The 17,613-nt window shown below is 57.6% G+C and carries 17 protein-coding genes; 13 read left to right on the top strand and 4 right to left on the bottom strand.

Going from position 1 to position 17,613, the window contains the following annotated elements:
* Positions 1-115: 115 nt before the first annotated feature.
* A complete protein-coding gene (locus tag ACR0ES_RS08030; RefSeq protein ID WP_480870106.1) occupies positions 116-679 on the bottom strand; it encodes a TetR/AcrR family transcriptional regulator in 564 nt (187 codons plus the stop codon).
* 303 nt (positions 680-982) lie between these two features.
* On the opposite strand from ACR0ES_RS08030, the gene ACR0ES_RS08025 reads away from it, so the two are divergent.
* From ACR0ES_RS08025 to ACR0ES_RS08015, 3 genes are read left to right on the top strand one after another with little or no spacing between them, the layout of a single operon-like run.
* Positions 983-1,447, top strand: a complete 465-nt coding sequence (locus tag ACR0ES_RS08025) for a nuclear transport factor 2 family protein (protein ID WP_209504702.1) — start codon at positions 983-985, stop codon at positions 1,445-1,447.
* Between the two features lie 11 nt (positions 1,448-1,458).
* Positions 1,459-2,079, top strand: a complete 621-nt coding sequence (locus ACR0ES_RS08020; RefSeq protein ID WP_480487659.1) for a pyridoxamine 5'-phosphate oxidase family protein — start codon at positions 1,459-1,461, stop codon at positions 2,077-2,079.
* A gap of 48 nt (positions 2,080-2,127) precedes the next feature.
* On the top strand, positions 2,128-2,286 hold the full coding sequence (locus ACR0ES_RS08015) for a hypothetical protein (protein ID WP_480487657.1): 159 nt from the start codon (positions 2,128-2,130) through the stop codon (positions 2,284-2,286).
* Positions 2,287-2,299: 13 nt separating this feature from the next.
* On the opposite strand, the gene ACR0ES_RS08010 is transcribed toward ACR0ES_RS08015, so the two are convergent.
* Positions 2,300-2,962, bottom strand: coding sequence for a TetR/AcrR family transcriptional regulator (locus ACR0ES_RS08010; protein ID WP_480487655.1), 663 nt, complete (start codon positions 2,960-2,962; stop codon positions 2,300-2,302).
* 65 nt (positions 2,963-3,027) lie between these two features.
* On the opposite strand from ACR0ES_RS08010, the gene ACR0ES_RS08005 reads away from it, so the two are divergent.
* From ACR0ES_RS08005 to ACR0ES_RS07970, 8 genes are all read left to right on the top strand, one after another.
* Positions 3,028-4,344 (top strand): flavin-containing monooxygenase, encoded by a 1,317-nt coding sequence (locus ACR0ES_RS08005; RefSeq protein ID WP_480487653.1) that lies wholly within the window; start codon positions 3,028-3,030, stop codon positions 4,342-4,344.
* Positions 4,341-5,243: a bile acid:sodium symporter family protein gene (locus tag ACR0ES_RS08000; RefSeq protein ID WP_480482148.1), complete on the top strand. Its 903-nt coding sequence runs from the start codon at positions 4,341-4,343 to the stop codon at positions 5,241-5,243. The genes ACR0ES_RS08005 and ACR0ES_RS08000 overlap by 4 nt, the downstream gene beginning before the upstream one ends.
* A complete protein-coding gene (locus tag ACR0ES_RS07995; protein ID WP_480616674.1) occupies positions 5,240-6,172 on the top strand; it encodes an SDR family oxidoreductase in 933 nt (310 codons plus the stop codon). Before ACR0ES_RS08000 ends, ACR0ES_RS07995 begins: the two co-directional genes overlap by 4 nt.
* Complete coding sequence (locus ACR0ES_RS07990) at positions 6,169-6,933, top strand: SDR family NAD(P)-dependent oxidoreductase (protein WP_480870104.1); 765 nt, start codon at positions 6,169-6,171, stop codon at positions 6,931-6,933. The genes ACR0ES_RS07995 and ACR0ES_RS07990 overlap by 4 nt, the downstream gene beginning before the upstream one ends.
* 79 nt (positions 6,934-7,012) lie before the next feature.
* The gene (locus ACR0ES_RS07985; RefSeq protein WP_480831362.1) at positions 7,013-9,481 is read left to right on the top strand and encodes a heavy metal translocating P-type ATPase; all 2,469 of its coding nucleotides are present in this window, start codon (positions 7,013-7,015) and stop codon (positions 9,479-9,481) included.
* Entirely contained in the window at positions 9,478-9,867 is a 390-nt protein-coding gene (gene cueR, locus ACR0ES_RS07980; protein ID WP_480831360.1) for a Cu(I)-responsive transcriptional regulator, read from the top strand. Before ACR0ES_RS07985 ends, cueR begins: the two co-directional genes overlap by 4 nt.
* 101 nt (positions 9,868-9,968) lie before the next feature.
* Entirely contained in the window at positions 9,969-10,841 is an 873-nt protein-coding gene (locus ACR0ES_RS07975; RefSeq protein WP_480870102.1) for an NAD(P)-dependent oxidoreductase, read from the top strand.
* A 106-nt stretch (positions 10,842-10,947) separates the two neighbouring features.
* Positions 10,948-14,013 carry an aminotransferase class III-fold pyridoxal phosphate-dependent enzyme gene (locus ACR0ES_RS07970; protein ID WP_480870100.1) on the top strand — a complete coding sequence of 1,022 codons (3,066 nt, stop codon included), beginning with the start codon at positions 10,948-10,950 and terminating at the stop codon, positions 14,011-14,013.
* A 49-nt stretch (positions 14,014-14,062) separates the two neighbouring features.
* Here the strand turns inward: ACR0ES_RS07970 and ACR0ES_RS07965 are convergent, their stop codons facing one another.
* Together ACR0ES_RS07965 and hemP are read right to left on the bottom strand one after the other, a co-directional pair.
* Positions 14,063-14,539: a hypothetical protein gene (locus ACR0ES_RS07965; protein ID WP_480870099.1), complete on the bottom strand. Its 477-nt coding sequence runs from the start codon at positions 14,537-14,539 to the stop codon at positions 14,063-14,065.
* The gene (gene hemP / locus ACR0ES_RS07960) at positions 14,536-14,703 is read right to left on the bottom strand and encodes a hemin uptake protein HemP (RefSeq protein WP_209504713.1); all 168 of its coding nucleotides are present in this window, start codon (positions 14,701-14,703) and stop codon (positions 14,536-14,538) included. The genes ACR0ES_RS07965 and hemP overlap by 4 nt, the downstream gene beginning before the upstream one ends.
* A gap of 217 nt (positions 14,704-14,920) precedes the next feature.
* Here hemP and gph point away from each other — a divergent pair, with 217 nt between their 5' ends.
* Together gph and ACR0ES_RS07950 are read left to right on the top strand one after the other, a co-directional pair.
* The gene (gene gph, locus ACR0ES_RS07955; protein ID WP_480870097.1) at positions 14,921-15,580 is read left to right on the top strand and encodes a phosphoglycolate phosphatase; all 660 of its coding nucleotides are present in this window, start codon (positions 14,921-14,923) and stop codon (positions 15,578-15,580) included.
* A gap of 326 nt (positions 15,581-15,906) precedes the next feature.
* A complete protein-coding gene (locus ACR0ES_RS07950) occupies positions 15,907-17,610 on the top strand; it encodes a SulP family inorganic anion transporter (RefSeq protein WP_480870095.1) in 1,704 nt (567 codons plus the stop codon).
* Positions 17,611-17,613: the final 3 nt, after the last annotated feature.

The raw sequence follows: 17,613 nt of genomic DNA, 5'->3' as shown, positions 1-17,613 counted from the left end.
AAAGCCTAGCGTTCAGCCCGATTCCCGCCAATCCACGTGACGTGGCGTTCCGACTTCGAACAACGCAACGTTTCTTTGCTAGGTAACTTTAAGAACCTGCTTGTTTTAAAGGAAATTAACTCAGCGCCAATGCCAGCAATTGCTGTGCCGCATCTCTGGCGTCTTCCGCAGGATCACAATTCTTGAGCAAAACCGCAGACACAATTGCCCCTTCCTGCAACAACACGATCTGGCTCGCGAGTTTCTGAGGATCACGCGCACCAGCCTGTTCGGCGACGGACGTGAAATGCTCCAGCAACAGCTGTTTATGTTCGGCTGCCTGCACATGGATCGGATGGTCTGTTTCCTGATATTCTGCCCCGGCCTTGATGAACATGCAGCCCCGGAATCCATCTTCCTCGAACCATTCTTTCAAGGCATCAAAACTGACGATGAGTTGCTCGGCCGGTGTTTCTGCCATCTCTTCGATGCGCCGATAGAACCACTCGCGAAAATTCTCATCCCGCAGACGCAGAGCGGCTACAATCAGGTCTTCTTTAGTGCGGAAATGTTTGTACATCGACGTTTTCGAAACGCCCGTTTCCGCCACCAGCTTATCCATGCCGGTCGCGTGAAACCCGTCGCGATAAAAAACCTTCAGGGCTTTGCTGACAAGTTCATCCCGTTTGTTTGGACGCATGATTCGGCTCCATGGTGTACCGTTCTGTACATATTACCCCGAAACATGAAGTACAACCGGCCTAACTCAAATCATTGTTTTCATTAGAATTCATGGCTCGCCCTGAACCGCGCGAAATATTTTCTGCTTTTCCTCTTGCAAAAGTTAACAGATCGGTACACCTTATTGGAAAGTTAACCGATCAGTACACCAGAGGATTTGACCGATGAAACGTCGCGCCAGCATATTCCCCCCTCAGTACGTTCCATTTCTTCTGACACTGGCCATTCTTGCCGCTTCTCTAACCTGAAAGCCCCCTGCACCATGTCTCGACCCCCTCTTCCCCCGTTCACGTTGGAAACTGCCACGCAAAAAGTGCGCATGGCAGAGAATGCCTGGAACAGCCGCGATCCCGACCGCGTCACCCCCGCATACACAGATGACAGTCAGTGGCGAAACCGGGCGGAATTTCTGTCAGGGCATGACGAAATTCACGCCTTCCTAAGCCGTAAGTGGCACAAGGAACTGGACTATCGGCTGATCAAGGAACTCTGGGCCTTTACCGGTAATCGCATCGCAGTGCGTTACGCTTACGAGTGGCACGACGATAGCGGTCAGTGGTTCCGGTCATATGGCAACGAGAATTGGGAGTTTGCCGAAGACGGACGCATGTCGCATCGGCATGCCTCGCTGAATGATCACCCCATAGCCGAAAGCGACCGCTTGTTTCATTGGCCATTGGGTGAACGCCCCGATGACCATCCCGAGTTGTCTGATCTGGGTCTTTGAAAGGACATACTGTGCCGCGTGCGTTTTCAGAACTGACCTTCACCCCAACCGTCCGCGCCCATCAGGAGCGGATGGGATCGGCAAAAACCTATGCCAAATTCATTGAAGGTGGCCCGCAACAGGGCCATCTGATCGGCGAACCCGAAAAACAGTTCATTCAGGCGCGCGACGGGTTTTATCAATCCTCGGTGTCTGAAACAGGCTGGCCTTATGTGCAGTATCGCGGCGGGCCGGTCGGGTTTCTTAAGGTGCTGGGGCCGCAAACCATCGGATATGCCGATTTTTCAGGCAACAGACAGTATATCTCGCGCGGAAATCTGGATGGCAACGATCGGGTCGCGATGATCCTGATGGATTATGCCAATCAACACCGTTTGAAGATCCTGGGGCGTGTCGAATTCACGGAAGGTCAAGCAGCGGCAGCCAGCTTGTATCCGGAGGGGGCCGAAGCCCCCGCAGAGCGGGCCGCGATCATTCGAGTTGAGGCGCTTGACTGGAACTGCCCACGCCACATCACGCCGCGTTTCACCGAAGCCGAACTGCGCCCGCATCTAAACAGTTTAGGCCAGCAACTGGCCCAGTTGCAGGCCGAAAATGAAAGGCTGAGACAAGAACTGTCAAAGCTCTCGTGATGCGCAAGACACCGCAAGCTTTGTTGAGTATTTACAGGGAATAATCCAATGGTTCGTTCGGTCTTTCAGCTTTCTGCGGCGTTCCTTGCCGGAGCAGCCCTGATCCTTATGATCATGATGTTTGGTTTCTTTGCTTCACCCAGCGCCGTCCGGACGTCACCACCTTCTGTGTTCAGCACCATCCTGTTCAACCATTTGCAGCAATAGCAATGCTGCGCGTTCAACCGCGACTGGTCTGAACCATCGCTTCGATACCGGCTGCACAAAATTCGATCAGGCGTTCCACCTCTGACACTCCGCCGCCATGCGACAGGGCCCCGACCCGCCAACCACTGTTGAGATGCGCCAGCATTGCCGACACGGAATAGACCTGGCCGCTGGCCAGCAGCGCAGGGTCAACATCCGGATAAAGCGCAGCGATTTCGTCGATAAAATGCCGGGCGGTCGGGTCGAAACACTCAGCCGCGATATCGCGCCAGCGGGGATCGACCGAGACATGCGCCACAAGGCGCCCATACGCCATCCATCCCGAACCGCCTGTTTCTGCCAGTTCCACATAAGGCCGGATAAAACTGTCCAGAATGCTGCGCAATGTTAGCGGACCTGCTTTTCTTGCCTTGGCCAGCGCATCGGTTCTGATTTGTGCCAGCTTGCCCGCACGGCGTTCGATCGCTCGAAAAAACAGCTCTTCCTTGCCGCCGCCATGGTGATGAACAAGGCCAACCTGAACCCCTGCAAGCGCAGCGATATCGCGGATCGACGCGCCTTCGAATCCGCGTTCGGCAAAGACTGTTTCGGCCGCGTCCATGATCCGCGCTTTGGTTTCCAAAGATCGCTTGGACGGTGCCCTTTGTCTTGGCTTTTCTACGTTTTTCAGCGTCATAAAATTCACCTTGCCTTATTTTGGACGTTCGTTCAATTTAAACCTCACGAACTTTGGGAGGGTTCATGACAGAAACGCGCGACACATTCGCCCTGATTGGGGCGGGGCCAATGGGTTTGGCCGCGGCCAAGGTGCTGAAAGAACAGGGAATCGCATTTCAGGGGTTTGAATTGCATTCGGATGTGGGCGGTCTGTGGGACATCGATGCTCCAAGATCAACCATGTACGAGTCGGCGCACCTGATCTCGTCCAAGCGCATGACCGAGTTTACGGATTTCCCCATGGATGACGCGGTTGCCGAGTACCCCTCGCACCGGGCGATGCGCGACTATTTCCGCGCATTTGCGGACCGTTTCGGGTTGCGAGAGGGTTACAAATTCAATGCGGAAGTCACTCAGGTCGCTCCGCTGGGCAATCCGGGTGACGGTTGGCGCGTGTGCTGGCGAGACCAAGATGGCGACCATCAGGCCGAATATGCCGGCGTACTCATTGCGAACGGTACCCTGTCGGAACCGAATGTACCCAGCTTTCCGGGTACATTTGACGGCGAGTTGATCCATGCCTCGCAATATCGGTACCCAAGCCAATTCGACGGCAAGCGTGTGCTGGTCGTGGGCGCAGGCAACTCCGGCTGTGACATCGCCGTCGACGCCATCCACCACGCGAAACGCTGCGATCTGTCGATGCGGCGCGGGTATTATTTCGTCCCGAAATACGTCTTTGGCAAACCCGCTGACACAATAGGTGGAAAGATCCGTCTGCCGATGTGGCTGAAGCGTAAGGTCGACAGCCTGATCCTTGGCTGGTTTGTCGGCGATCCACAGAAATACGGCTTTCCCAAACCGGATTACAAGCTGTACGAAAGCCACCCCGTGGTGAATTCGCTGGTCCTGTATCACGCAGGCCATGGCGATCTGAGCATCCGCCCGGATATCGACCGGCTGGAGGGCCACACCGTGCATTTCAAGGACGGCTCCTGCGACGACTATGACATGATCCTCGCCGCGACCGGATACAAACTGCATTACCCGTTTATCGACAAGGGCCTGCTGAACTGGCAGGGCGACGCCCCGCATCTGTATCTGAACACGATACATCCCGAACGGGACGATCTGTTCGTGCTGGGCATGGTCGAGGCCACGGGCCTGGGCTGGCAGGGCAGGCACGAGCAGGCCGAGATGGTGGCGCGCTACATCAAGGGGCTTCGACACGGCTGCCCCGTGGCAGCCGATCTGCACGCAGAAAAGCAAAAAGGTTATACGCGCGCCACCGGAGGCATGAACTATATCGACCTGCCCCGCATGGCCTATTACGTGGACAAGAATACCTACAGAAAGGCTGTCACCGGCTGGATCGACCGGCTGGGGAAGGCCGCCGCATGAGTGGTATTGACCAGATCACACTGAATTTCAGTCCGGCGTCTCTGACGCTGTTGAATGCTATTCTGGCAATCGTGATGTTCTCGATTGCCATCGACCTTACGCCTCGGGATTTTGACCGTTTAAGGCGCGCACCCAAACCAGTGGTTGTCGGATTGTTTTCACAACTCGTCGTCCTGCCTGCGCTGACCTTTGTGATGGTGTGGATTGCAGCACCGCAACCGTCAATTGCGCTTGGCCTGATCCTTGTCGCGGCCTGCCCAGGGGGCAATATCTCGAACTTCATCACCCACCGCGCGGGCGGGAATGCAGCGCTTTCGGTGTCGATGACAGCCTTCGCCACCATCTGTGCGATCTTCATGACACCTTTCAATATTGCGCTTTGGGGTGGGCTTTACCCACCGACCCGCGCAATCCTGCAACAGACCCAGATCGACCCAATGCAGATCGCAATCCTGGTCGGTCTGATGCTGATCCTGCCGCTGGTTCTGGGAATTACGCTGAATCAACGCCTCCCCGCCTTGACGGCACGGTTGCGCGCACCGCTGCAACTTCTGTCGATGGGTATCTTTGCTGGGTTTATCGTACTTGCTCTGGCTGCCAACTGGGGGTTTTTCCTTGGGTTTGCCGGGGCTGTTGCCGGGCTTGTAATCCTTCACAATGCCCTGGCGCTGGGGGGCGGTTGGGTTGTGGCCACTCTGACCGGGCTGTCCCCCTTCGATCGCCGCGCCATCACCATTGAGACCGGCATTCAGAACTCCGGGCTTGGGCTCGTCCTGATCTTTGCATTCTTCAACGGTCTTGGCGGCATGGCCGTGGTCGCTGCATTCTGGGGAGTATGGCACGCTATTTCGGGCCTGGCTTTGGCTTCGGTCATGGCACGAACCGAGGCCGCGCGATGACCCGCATCCTGATTACCGGCGCTGCCGGGATGGTCGGGCAAGCGCTGTTGCCCGAACTTGTTGGGCACGAGGTCTTTGCAACCGATCTGAAACGCCCGGATAACCTGCCGGAAGACGCCTCATTTTTGTCCATGGATGTTACAACCGACGCTCCTGCACGTGCGATTGCCAAGGTGAATCCGGATGTGATTGTGCATTTGGCTTCAGTCGTAACGCCGCCGCCAAAGATGGGGCGCGCCGCAGCCTATGCTGTCGATGTCGAAGGCACGCGAAAAGTGGTGAATGCCGCCATCGCAAACGGGGTGCGCAGATTGGTCGTCACATCTTCCGGTGCCGCTTATGGCTATCATGCAGACAATCCTGTGCCGTTGCGCGAAGGCGATCCATTGCGCGGCAACCCCGAGTTTCCTTATTCAGATCACAAGCGTCAGGTCGAAGAGATTTTGGCCGAAGCCCGCAGCACCGCCCCCGATCTTGAGCAGGTTGTCCTGCGTGTGGGTACGGTTCTGGGAGCCGGAACCGAGAACCAGATCACCGCCCTGTTTCGAAAGCCCCGGTTGCTGGCGGTGTCCGGCAGCGAAAGCCCGTTTGTCTTTATCTGGACCCGGGACCTGGCACGCATCCTTCAGCGCGCAGCAACCGACGGACCAGCCGGGATTTACAACGTCGCCGGTGACGGCACGATGGGTGTGAACGACTTGGCGCGCGCCATGGGAAAACCGGTTCTGCGCCTCCCCCCCTGGGTGCTGAAAGCGGCCCTAGCCTTGGCTCGCCCACTGGGTTTATCTCGCTATGGGCCGGAACAGGTACGGTTCCTTCAATATCGGCCAGTTCTGGATAATTCCGCCCTGAAATCTGAATTCGGCTATACGCCCGAAAAATCCAGCGCCGAGGTTTTTGCGCTGTGGCAACGGCAGGCCGGGTTATGAAAACCGCGGTCATCTCTGGCGGTGCGGGCGGTTTGGGACAGGCTCTAAGCCGTGCACTGCAAGCCCGTGGGTGGCGGGTGGTGCTGTTGGATCTTGATGTGTCCGGTCTGCAAACAGAACCGAACCAACTGCCAATTGCCTGTGATCTGACTGACCCCGAACAGCTTGCCAACGCAGCTCAAAGGGCGATCACGTCAAGCGACAGCATTGATCTGGTCATCTACAACGCCGGGGTTACGCAAATTCGGGGGTTTGACCAGTCCGACACGGCCAGTCACCGTGCACTGTTTGATATCAACTATTTTGCAGCCATTGAGATGGCTCGCGTATTTTTGCAGCCTCTCCGCGCGTCAAAGGGAACACATCTGGCGATCTCGTCGGTGGCTGGTTTCGCTCCGCTCTGCCATCGCACGGCTTATGCAGCCTCAAAACACGCGCTTGAGGGTTTTTTCAAATCGCTTCGATCCGAAGAAAAGCCACATGGCGTTCAGGTTCAGATTGCAGCGCCGTCTTTTGTGGCCACCAACCCCGGCAACGCAATGGAGCAACCCGATGGAACCGCGCGTCCCGGATCGGCCAAGGACGGAATGGACGAAATGAGCCCCGAGAGTGCCGCCATGGCAATCCTGCGCGGACTGGACAAATCGCAGCCCATGATCCCGGTCGGTCGCGTTGCACACATATCGTGGTGGTTCAACCGACTGTCACCACGCCTGTATCAGCGCTTAATGGAGCGTAACATGCGCGGGCCCGGGTCGTAGAATTTCGCCGCGACCCCCTTGACCTTCCCGTCACTGGAACCCCCATCTGGAGGGCAGAAAACCACTTGGGATGAGTCGCATGGCGCAAGAAGCACTGACAGAACTGAAAATCACCGGCATGGGATGCGCATCCTGTGTGGGCCGTGTCGAGGCTGCACTGCGTGATGTGTCTGGTGTTGATGCGGCCTCGGTCAATTTCGCGACCAAAACAGCGCAGGTGGCATTTGACGGGCCGGTCTCGGCACTGACAGCGGCGCTGGATGCAGCTGGCTATCCGGCTGAAACTAGTGAAGCGGATCTGAGTTTCGAGGGCATGAACTGCGCATCCTGCGTTGGCAAGATCGAGCGCGCGTTGGCATCCACCGCTGGCGTGATCGAAGCACAGGTCAATCTGGCAACTCGGACGGCCACGGTAACTTATGCTATAGCGGCAACTACACCCGAGGCGCTGGCTCAGGTTGTTACCGAAATTGGATACCCCGCGCGTATCCAAGGCGTTGCGGAACCAGAAAGCCGGGAAGACGGTGAAATTCAGCGGCTGGTCCGTTCCACAATACTGGCAGCGGCACTAGCCCTGCCCGTATTCATTCTTGAGATGGGCGGGCACATGATCCCCGCCTTCCACCATTGGATACAGGCGACCATTGGAACGCAGACGAGCCATTTGATTCAGTTTGCCCTGACCTCGGCTTTGCTGATCGGACCGGGCCGTGTGTTTTACCGCAAAGGTATCCCGTCGCTGTTGCAAGGCACGCCGGACATGAACGCGTTGGTAGCGCTTGGGACCGGCGCGGCTTATCTGTATTCGGTCACGGCCACATTCGCGCCCGGCCTGCTGCCGCAAGGTACCGCCAATGTCTATTTCGAAGCGGCCGCGGTGATCGTGGTTCTGATCCTGCTCGGCCGGTTGATGGAGGCGCGCGCCAAAGGCAAAACAGGAGCTGCGATCCGAAAACTGGTGGGTTTGCAACCAAAAACCGCGCGGGTCGAACTGGATGGACAGATACAGGACCGGCCAATCGCCGAAATTGTTGTCGGAGATATCCTGCACATCCGCCCCGGCGAGCGTGTACCGGTGGATGCCGAAGTGCTTGAAGGCACCTCTTACGTCGATGAAAGCATGATCACGGGCGAACCAGTGCCTGTTGGCAAGTCGGCAGGCGCGCCTGTTGTCGGCGGCACCGTGAATGGCACCGGCGCTTTACGGGTAAGCGCTACCCGCGTCGGCGGCGACACGGCTCTGGCACAGATCATTCGAATGGTGCAGCAGGCGCAGGGCGCGAAGCTGCCGATCCAGGGGTTGGTGGATCGGATTACCTATCGCTTTGTTCCTGCGGTCATCGCTGTTGCGGTGATCACCGTCGCGCTCTGGCTGATCTTCGGCCCCAGCCCGGCCCTTCCCCTGGCGCTTGTCGCAGGTGTTTCAGTTCTGATCATCGCCTGCCCCTGCGCTATGGGGTTGGCGACCCCAACCTCGATCATGGTGGGCACCGGGCGTGCGGCAGAACTCGGGGTTTTGTTCCGCAAGGGGGATGCGTTGCAACAGCTTCAGCAGGCGCGCGTCATTGCGTTGGACAAGACCGGAACCCTGACGCTGGGGCGCCCCGAACTGGACAGCGTGACTACGGCGAAAGGATTTGACCGGGAGGAGGTTCTGCGGCTGACTGCAGCCCTTGAGGCACGGTCGGAACACCCGATCGCATCCGCCATCACCCGCGCGGGGCCCGCGACACTGCCAGAGGTATCGGATGTCCGTTCGCTTACCGGGCTTGGCCTGCAAGGGTTGGTTGAAAGCCGCGACGTGTTGATCGGGTCGCACCGGTTGATGCAGCAGCGTGGGATCACCCTTGGAGCCCTGGCGGATGAGGCAGAAGCCCGTGCCGCACAGGGGGCAACCCCTCTGTTCGTCGCTCTGGGTGGGCAGGCAGCGGCCACTTTGTCCGTTTCCGACCCGATCAAGCCCGGCACAGTGGAAGCGCTGGAACGGTTGCACCAGATGGGTTTGACCGTGGCCATGATCACGGGTGACAACGCACGCACGGCGCGGGCTCTGGCCGACCGGCTGGGGATTGATCATGTCACTGCCGAGGTACTGCCTGATGGCAAGGTAGACGCAATCACGGCCTTAAGGGACCGGTTCGGAGTGCTGGCCTTTGTCGGTGACGGGATCAACGACGCCCCCGCTCTGGCGGCGGCTGATATCGGCATCGCCATCGGAACCGGCACGGATGTGGCCATCGAAACAGCCGACGTTGTCCTCATGTCCGGTGATTTGCGGGGCGTCGCGAATGCGACCGAGATCAGCCGCCGGACAATGAGGAATATTCGCCAGAATTTGGGCTGGGCCTTCGGATACAATGTCCTTCTGATACCGGTGGCTGCCGGTGCGCTGTACCCGTTTGGCGGCTATCTGCTGTCCCCGGCGCTGGCAGCTGGTGCAATGGCACTATCGAGCGTTTTTGTGGTCTCGAATGCGCTGCGCCTGCGCCGTATTCGCGCTAGCGTGCCGGAAGCCTCAGGTACGGCCACCAAAGAGGTGCGCGCATGAATATCGGAGATGTTTCCACGCGCACCGGCCTGCCCGCCAAGACGATCCGGTATTATGAGGACATCAACCTGATCAAACCAATGCGCGACGACAATGGCTACCGCCGGTTTCGCGACCAGGACGTGCACAAGCTGAACTTTCTGGGCCGCGCCCGGGCGCTTGGGTTCACCATCGAGGATTGCCGGACCCTGCTGGCACTCTACGAAGATGAAACCCGTGCCAGTGCCGACGTGAAACAGGTTGCACGCGATCATCTTGTTCAGATTGAAACCAAGATCTCTGACCTGAACGCCATGCGCGATACGCTGAGCCATCTGATCGAGGCCTGCGCGGGGGACGACCGGCCCGATTGCCCAATCCTGCGAGATCTGGGCGGGAAAGGCTGACTTGGGGTTGCCCTTTGGGCGCAGCTTTGCTTTGTCTTCGCCAGAGATTTCGGTCAGGCCTGTTTCGCTAAAGCCGACCGAACAGCGGAGAGGATCACAAAATGGCAAAAGTCGCGTTCCTTGGCCTTGGTGTCATGGGCTATCCCATGGCCGGACATCTGCAAACCGCAGGCCATGACGTCACCGTTTACAACCGTACGACCACCAAGGCCGAGGCCTGGGTCGCGCAGCATGGCGGCGCAATGGCGACCACTCCGAAAGGCGCCGTCAAGGGTGCTGAGTTTGTCATGGCCTGCGTCGGCAATGACGACGACCTTCGCGCGGTTTGCACCGGAGAAGATGGCGCGTTTCAAGGAATGTCCAACGGGGCCATTTTTGTCGACCATACGACGGTTTCAGCAAAGGTCACGCGCGAGCTTTACGCTGCTGGCCTATCTCAGGGTATCGCTTTTGTGGACGCCCCGGTTTCGGGCGGTCAGGCCGGCGCTGAAAACGGCGTTCTCTCAATTATGTGTGGCGGCGATCAGACAGCTTATGATGCGGCTGAGCCGGTTATGAACGTCTATTCCAAAATCTGCCGTCGGCTCGGAGCCAGCGGCGCGGGCCAGATGACCAAGATGTGCAACCAGATCGCGATTGCTGGTCTGGTTCAGGGTCTCAGCGAAGCCTTGCACTTTGCCGAAAAAGCGGGCCTGGACGGGAAGGCCGTTGTTGAGGTGATCAGCCAGGGTGCGGCTGGCAGCTGGCAGATGGCAAACCGGTATGAAACCATGCTGAATGATCAGTTCGAACATGGCTTTGCTGTGGACTGGATGCGCAAGGATCTGGGGATTTGTCTGGATACGGCCAATGAAACCGGCGCGTCTCTGCCGGTGACCGCTCTGGTCGATCAGTTCTACAAGGACGTGCAGAAACTGGGCGGCGGGCGATGGGACACATCATCGCTGTTCAAACGTTTGCGTGCCTTGGATTAAGGGGTCGGGGGGCTGTCTGCCCCCTCTTGTCCCTTTGGGCCAATTCACCCCCGAGGATATTTCGGCCAGATGAAGAGGATCCCGGATGAGCGGGACGGAGAAAGACATGAGCGATTTGGTGAACTTCTGGGCGGACGCGCTGCGCCAAAACTGGGGACTGGACGCACGGTTGACCCGGCTGGATGGCGAATATGATCTGAACTTTCTGGCGCAAGCCACAAATGGCCAGGACTATGTGCTGAAAGTCATGCGCGCGGGGTGCGATGCGGGTCTGGTAGATCTTCAGATCGAAGCACTTGCGCATATCGCCTCGGAAGCACCGGGGTTGCCGTTTCCAAAGGTGTTCCCGGCGTTGAACGGCGCAATATTGCCGGAAAATTCCGATTCCGAAGGGAAGTCGCGGCTGGTGTGGTTGCAGGAACGCCTGCCCGGGCGATGCTATGCACAAGCGAACCCGAAATCCGAAGAGCTGATCCTGAAATTGGGTCGTGTTCTGGGCTCAACGGATCGCGCTCTGGAGGGGTTTCAACATGAAGCTTTGCACCGCCCGGATTTCAAATGGGACCTGACGCAAGCGGGTTGGATCAGTAACAAGATAGGCGCTATCAGCGATCCCGCGCGTCGGGCGTTGCTTCGGGATATCTGCAACGAATTCACGGCGATCACGGATAGGCTGGGGCGGCTGCCGAAACAGGCCATTCACAACGACGCCAATGACTATAACATTCTGGTTGAAGGTGAATTGGGTGAGCGGAGGCAGGTTTCCGGCCTGATTGATCTGGGTGACATGTGTGCGGCACCGCGCGTCTGTGATCTTGCGATCGCCGGGGCCTATGTGGTGCTAGATCATGCCAGACCCGAGCGGGCATTGACTGCTCTCGTGCGGGGATACCATGCCGCAAACCGGCTGCAAGCCGAGGAGATCGACCTGATCTGGCCGCTGCTGCGGATGCGATTGGCAGTGTCTGTCCTCAACTCGACCCTGATGGCAGTCGAAAACCCGGACGACCCATATGTGACAATCTCTCAGGCACCTGCGTGGCGGTTTCTTGAGAATGCTTCCGTCAATGGCGGGCTGATGTCTGCGCGTCTTCGGGCAGCGTGCGGGCTGCCGGTCGTGGACGGCGCAGAACGCATCCATGCGTATCTGCAAGGACATCGCGGCCGGTTTTCCCAGATGTTCGGTCAGGACCTAAGCGATACTCCGATGGGGTCGTTGTCAGTCGAGAATTGCGTGTGGCCCCAGAACCCTTTCCACATGCCATTGGCCGAGGCCGCACGTGTTGGCGAGGAATACGGCGAAGGGCTGTGGCTGGGCTATTACAACGAACCCCGCCTGATTTATGCCGAGCCAGGATTTCGCAAAGGGCCATGGAAAGCCTCGGACCGGCGAACAGTGCATCTGGCGGTGGATGTGTTTGCACCCGCAGGGACGGTGCTGCACGCACCAATGAGCGGGCGGGTCGAGGTGGTCGAGAACCGAGATCAGCACCTCGATTACGGTGGGGTAATTATCCTGCACCATGAAACACCCGAGGGCGATCCGTTCTATACACTCTATGGTCATCTGGACCCGGAATGCTGTGACCGGTTGAAACCCGGTGATCCGGTGGCACAGGGGGCGGCGTTCGCCCGGTTGGGCGACGCCAGCCAGAATGGCGGATGGGCACCGCATGTGCATTTCCAGCTGGCGCTGACAACCAATGGCATGGAGGCGGATTGGCCCGGTGTCGGCGATCCGGATGAGATGGAGTTGTGGCACGCAGTCTGCCCGAACCCGGCGGCCTTACTGAACCTGCCGGATGACAAGGTTTTCTACCAACCCACAGACAAACAGGCGATCCTGCAGGGTCGCCGCGATCACTTTGGCGGCAACCTGTCGCTGACTTATGATGACCCTGTCATGCTCGTACGCGGGTGGAAACATCACCTGTTTGACGAATGGGGCCGCCCCTATCTGGACGCCTATAACAACGTCCCTCATGTGGGTCATGCGCATCCCCGCATTCAAGCTGTAGCGGCGGATCAGTTGAAGCGGATGAACTCGAATACCCGCTACCTGCATCCGGCACAGACAACTTTTGCTGACAAGATCCTGTCCAAACTGCCCGATCACTTCGAGGTCTGCTTCTTCGTCAATTCCGGAACTGAAGCGAACGAACTGGCCCTGCGGCTTGCCCGTGCCCATACCGGCGCCAAGGGGATCGTGACGCCAGACCATGGCTATCACGGCAATACGAATGCGGCTGTGGCGATATCGGCCTACAAGTTCAACAAACCGGGTGGCATCGGGAAAGCCGATTGGGTCGAACTGGTCGAGGTTGCGGACGACTATCGCGGCTCGTTCAAGCGTGACGATGCGGATCGGGCGCAGAAATTTGCTGATCTTGTGGACCCGGCCATTGCTGCCTTGCAGGACCGGGGTCAAGGTCTAGCCGGGTTCATCGCCGAAACTTTCCCATCTGTCGGTGGACAGATTATTCCGCCCAAGGGCTACCTGCCTGCGGTTTATGAAAAAATCCGCGCCGCCGGGGGTGTCTGCATTGCAGATGAGGTACAGACCGGTCTGGGTCGCCTGGGTGAGTATTACTTTGGATTTGAACATCAGGGCGCGCTTCCTGATATCGTGGTGATGGGTAAACCCATTGGTAACGGGCACCCTCTGGGTGTGCTGGTGACGACGCGGGCGATTGCCGACAGCTTCAATAACGGGATCGAATTCTTCTCGACCTTTGGCGGATCGACGCTGTCTTGCCGGATCGGTAAAGAGGTATTGGACATTGTCGATGACGAAGGCCTGCAGGACAATGCGCGTCAGATGGGTGAGCGCCTGATGGCGGGGCTGCGCCAGATCGAAGCCGACTTTGATTGCGTTGGCGATGTACGGGGCATGGGACTGTTTCTGGGTGTTGAGCTGATCAATACCGACGGAACCGAAGGAACCGAGATTTGCAGCTATGTCAAAAACCGGATGCGCGATCACCGAATTCTGATCGGCAGTGAGGGACCAAAGGACAACATCCTGAAAATCCGCCCACCGCTGACGATTGAGGTCGAGGATGTGGACATGATCCTGTGGGCGCTAAGGGACGTGCTGTCCGAGGTCGGTGACTTCTCTCCTGCTCCGGTTTGCGATCACGACCATCACCACGCGGGATGCGGGTGCTGCTGAAGGATTGACCCCGGCGCTTTGCCGGGGTTTGACCGTCCTGCAAGAACAGTCAATGCAAAACGGCAGTGCGGGTATCGTGACCTGTCGTCGGAATCGCATTTCCCGTTGTCATACGCCGGAGCGTCAGGCCCAGTTCCTCCGACAGGGATGCCAGAGCAGGCGCAAAATCCGGGCGCACGATCAGTGACGCCATCATCATCGCGTCTTCGCGTGCCCCTTCGGATGCGGCGGCAACCATTTGGGCAAAACAACTCTCATCCGCGCCCAGACATGCACACCCCAGACCGTGCCTGATTAGCGGGCGTCGACAATGCGTTGCGCAAAGCGAACACAGACGATCCAGCGTCAGCATGGCGGCACGCCCATAATCTGATCCCAGCGCTATGCAAAAATCGCTCGCGATATCAGCGCGACCGCTTTCACCCTGGCTCCACATCCGCAGATACATCACCGCACCTGCTTCGACAGGATCAAGGTCCGCCAGACGGCCGACCGCAGCACCGCCGCGCATTGAATGCGCGCTCATTTCGTCAGGATCAGTTTACCTGCACGGGTGATGCGCAGGGTATACAATTGGTCGCCCAACTCGATATGGGCCAGGTGGCCACCTTTGGTCAAATCCTCGGCCTTGTGCGCAGGCAGCATCGAGACAGCATAACCTTGGGTTGGGGTCGGGTTCTGTACGTTCATCGGGGCATCTCCAGAGCGAGTCGGCATGGTGCCATACCTGTTGCGTTTCGTTTTATCTGGCTGACCCGAGAGGGTTGGCTTTCCGTTCCTGTTATTAAATCTGATTATTTTAGTAAGGAATGTCAAGCACTGTTTCAAATCAAGCATCATTGAGCCGATTGCACCCCTGAAAACGACGGGTTAAGACTTGGGGCGGGTATTGAAAGGCAAGCAAAACGTGACCGCAGCAGTTGTTTTTGATCTGGATGGAACGTTGGTCGACAGCGTCGGGGACCTGGCAGCAGCGGCCAATAAAACGCTGAACGGTTTGGGTCACGATCCTGTGCCCGTTGATGTGATCAGAGGGTTTGTTGGCAATGGCCTTCCCAAACTGGTCGAGCGTTTGATGCGACACTGTGATTTGCCCATGGACCGCCACACGGAACTGACGCAACAGACACTGAAGCATTACAATGCGGCGGTCAGTGCAACGACAGTGCCTTATCCCGGAGTTCCCGAAGCCCTGGAAACACTGAAACAGATGGGTTGCGTTCTTGGTATCTGCACCAACAAACCCGAAGCACCCGCACGCCACGTGCTGGAGGCGCTCAACCTATCCCGGTTCTTCGACGTTGTTTTCGGCGGTGATACATTGCCAATTCGCAAACCGGATCCGGGCCACCTGCTGGAAAGCTTCAAAGCACTTGGGACCTCGGGTACACGCTTGTATGTCGGCGACAGCGAGGTCGACGCAGAAACAGCTGTAAACGCCAGGATACCGTTTCTGCTGTTCACGGAAGGGTACCGCAAAACCCCGGTGGCCAATATACCGCACACCGTTGCTTACAGTGCGTCGGAAACACTGCCGACACTCGTGACCAAATTGATCCAAAACTAAGTAAGTTCACTCGACACGAGTCATAAAACGAATGACTTGGGCCTTCGCGAACCCCTAAAAGTTAAGAGGGGCCGGCCGAGGGGGTGTGACCAGCCCCTCATCGGGGAAAGTAAATACCGTGTTTGTGTGTGGTAAGTACGGTAAGTCATGTTTACCCCTGATCGGCAGTTTGCGAAATTGGGGGATTCCCGTAGTTCGGCGAAAATAACTGAAAAACTGGAAAAGCGGCACGTCAGACCACCCAATTTACCTGTGATAATTTGCCTGTAAGATAGCCTGACGGTTCGAACATTCGGTTCGCTGGTTGAATGGGTATAGGGTAACCCATGGAAAAACAGGACAGAAATCAGAGAGCGGCGCGTCTGCAAATCCTGCAGGGCATTCTGCCTGTTGACCGCGCGCGCCTTCCGGCGGAAATGCTGGCTGGTCTGAGTTTTGCATGTCTCGCGATCCCCGAAGTCATGGGTTACACCAAAATCGCCGGCACTCCGGTCATGTCCGGGCTGTATACGATCCTGATTCCCATGGCTCTGTTTGCGCTGTTCGGATCGTCCCGACACCTTGTTGTCGGCGCCGATTCGGCGACAGCAGCCATCACCGCCTCGGGACTGGCGGGCTTGGCGATGTCCGGAACGTCTGAGTATCTGGCACTGGCGTCCTTGCTGGCGCTTATGGCTGCTATGCTTTTGATTGCCGCGCGTGTCATCGGGCTGGGGTTTCTGGCTGATTTTCTGTCCAGAACGGTATTGGTCGGCTTTCTGACCGGCGTGGGCATTCAGGTTGCAACGGGCCAAATCCCCGGATTGTTGGGCATCGAATCCGCTGGGCACGGAACACTTGCAAGGTTGAAGGACGTTTACTTCAACATATCCAACGTCAACTGGCCAACCGTGATCGTCACATCAGCCGTGTTGGGCATTGTCCTGGGATGCACAAGACTGTCGCGCAAAATCCCGGGGCCGTTGGTTGCCATTGTCGGGGTGATCCTGTGCAGTTGGGCCTTTTCATTCAACACTTCCGGAATCTCGGTGTTGGGAGAGGTTGCCGGCGGTTTGCCCTCGTTCTCGATCCCGGACGTGCAGTGGAGCTGGACCTTGTTCAAACAATTGCTCCCCACGGCCTTGTCCATCTTCGTTGTTATTCTGGCACAAAGCGCCGCCACATCGCGGGCATACGCCTCGAGATATGATGAGACTTTCAACGAAAACACGGACCTGATCGGACTGGGTCTTGCGAATTTCGGAGCCGCATTCACGGGGACATTCGTGGTCAATGGCAGCCCCACAAAGACCGAGATGGTCGCCAGCGCCGGAGGGCGCAGCCAGGTGGCGCAACTGACAACAGTGGTAATAGTCCTGTTGGTTATCCTGTTTCTGACCAAGCCTTTAGCCTATCTTCCCACAGCAGCACTTTCGGCCATCGTTTTCCTGATCGGTCTCAAGCTGATCGACCTGCACGGAATGGCAACAATTTACAGGCAGGCCCGGTCCGAGTTCTGGGTTGCCACGGCAACCGCCACCGTGGTTGTTCTGGTTGGTGTCGAGCAAGGCGTCATTTTTGCCATGGTCCTGTCTTTGGTCGACCACACACGCCGGGGATACCACCCAAAGAATTCGGTAGTATTGCGTACCGAGTCCGGTGGCTGGCGTTCAAAGGGATTGGAAGCACCAAACCAATTCGAGCCCGGTCTGGTAATCTACCGGTTTTCCCACGGCATGTACTACGCGAACATGCAGATATTCACCGAGGAAGTCACAACAATCGTTCAGAACGCAGACGGAAAACTGACATGGTTCTGCATCGACGCCTCGGCAATTGACGTTGTCGATTTCACAGCCGGGTTCACGTTGCGCAGTATCGCCAATTTCCTGCAATCCAAGGGGATACGGCTGGTTTTCACGCTGGTCGAGCCAGATGTGAAAGCCGAGCTGGATCGCTACGGCATCACAGAACTGATTGGTGAAACTGCGTTTTATGAAAACGGCAAAGCCCTGCTGGATGCCTATCACACGCGCCCAAATCCCATGTGACCG

This window comes from Ruegeria sp. N7, assembly GCF_056531345.1.
This window is presented reverse-complemented; position numbering and strand designations above follow the sequence as displayed.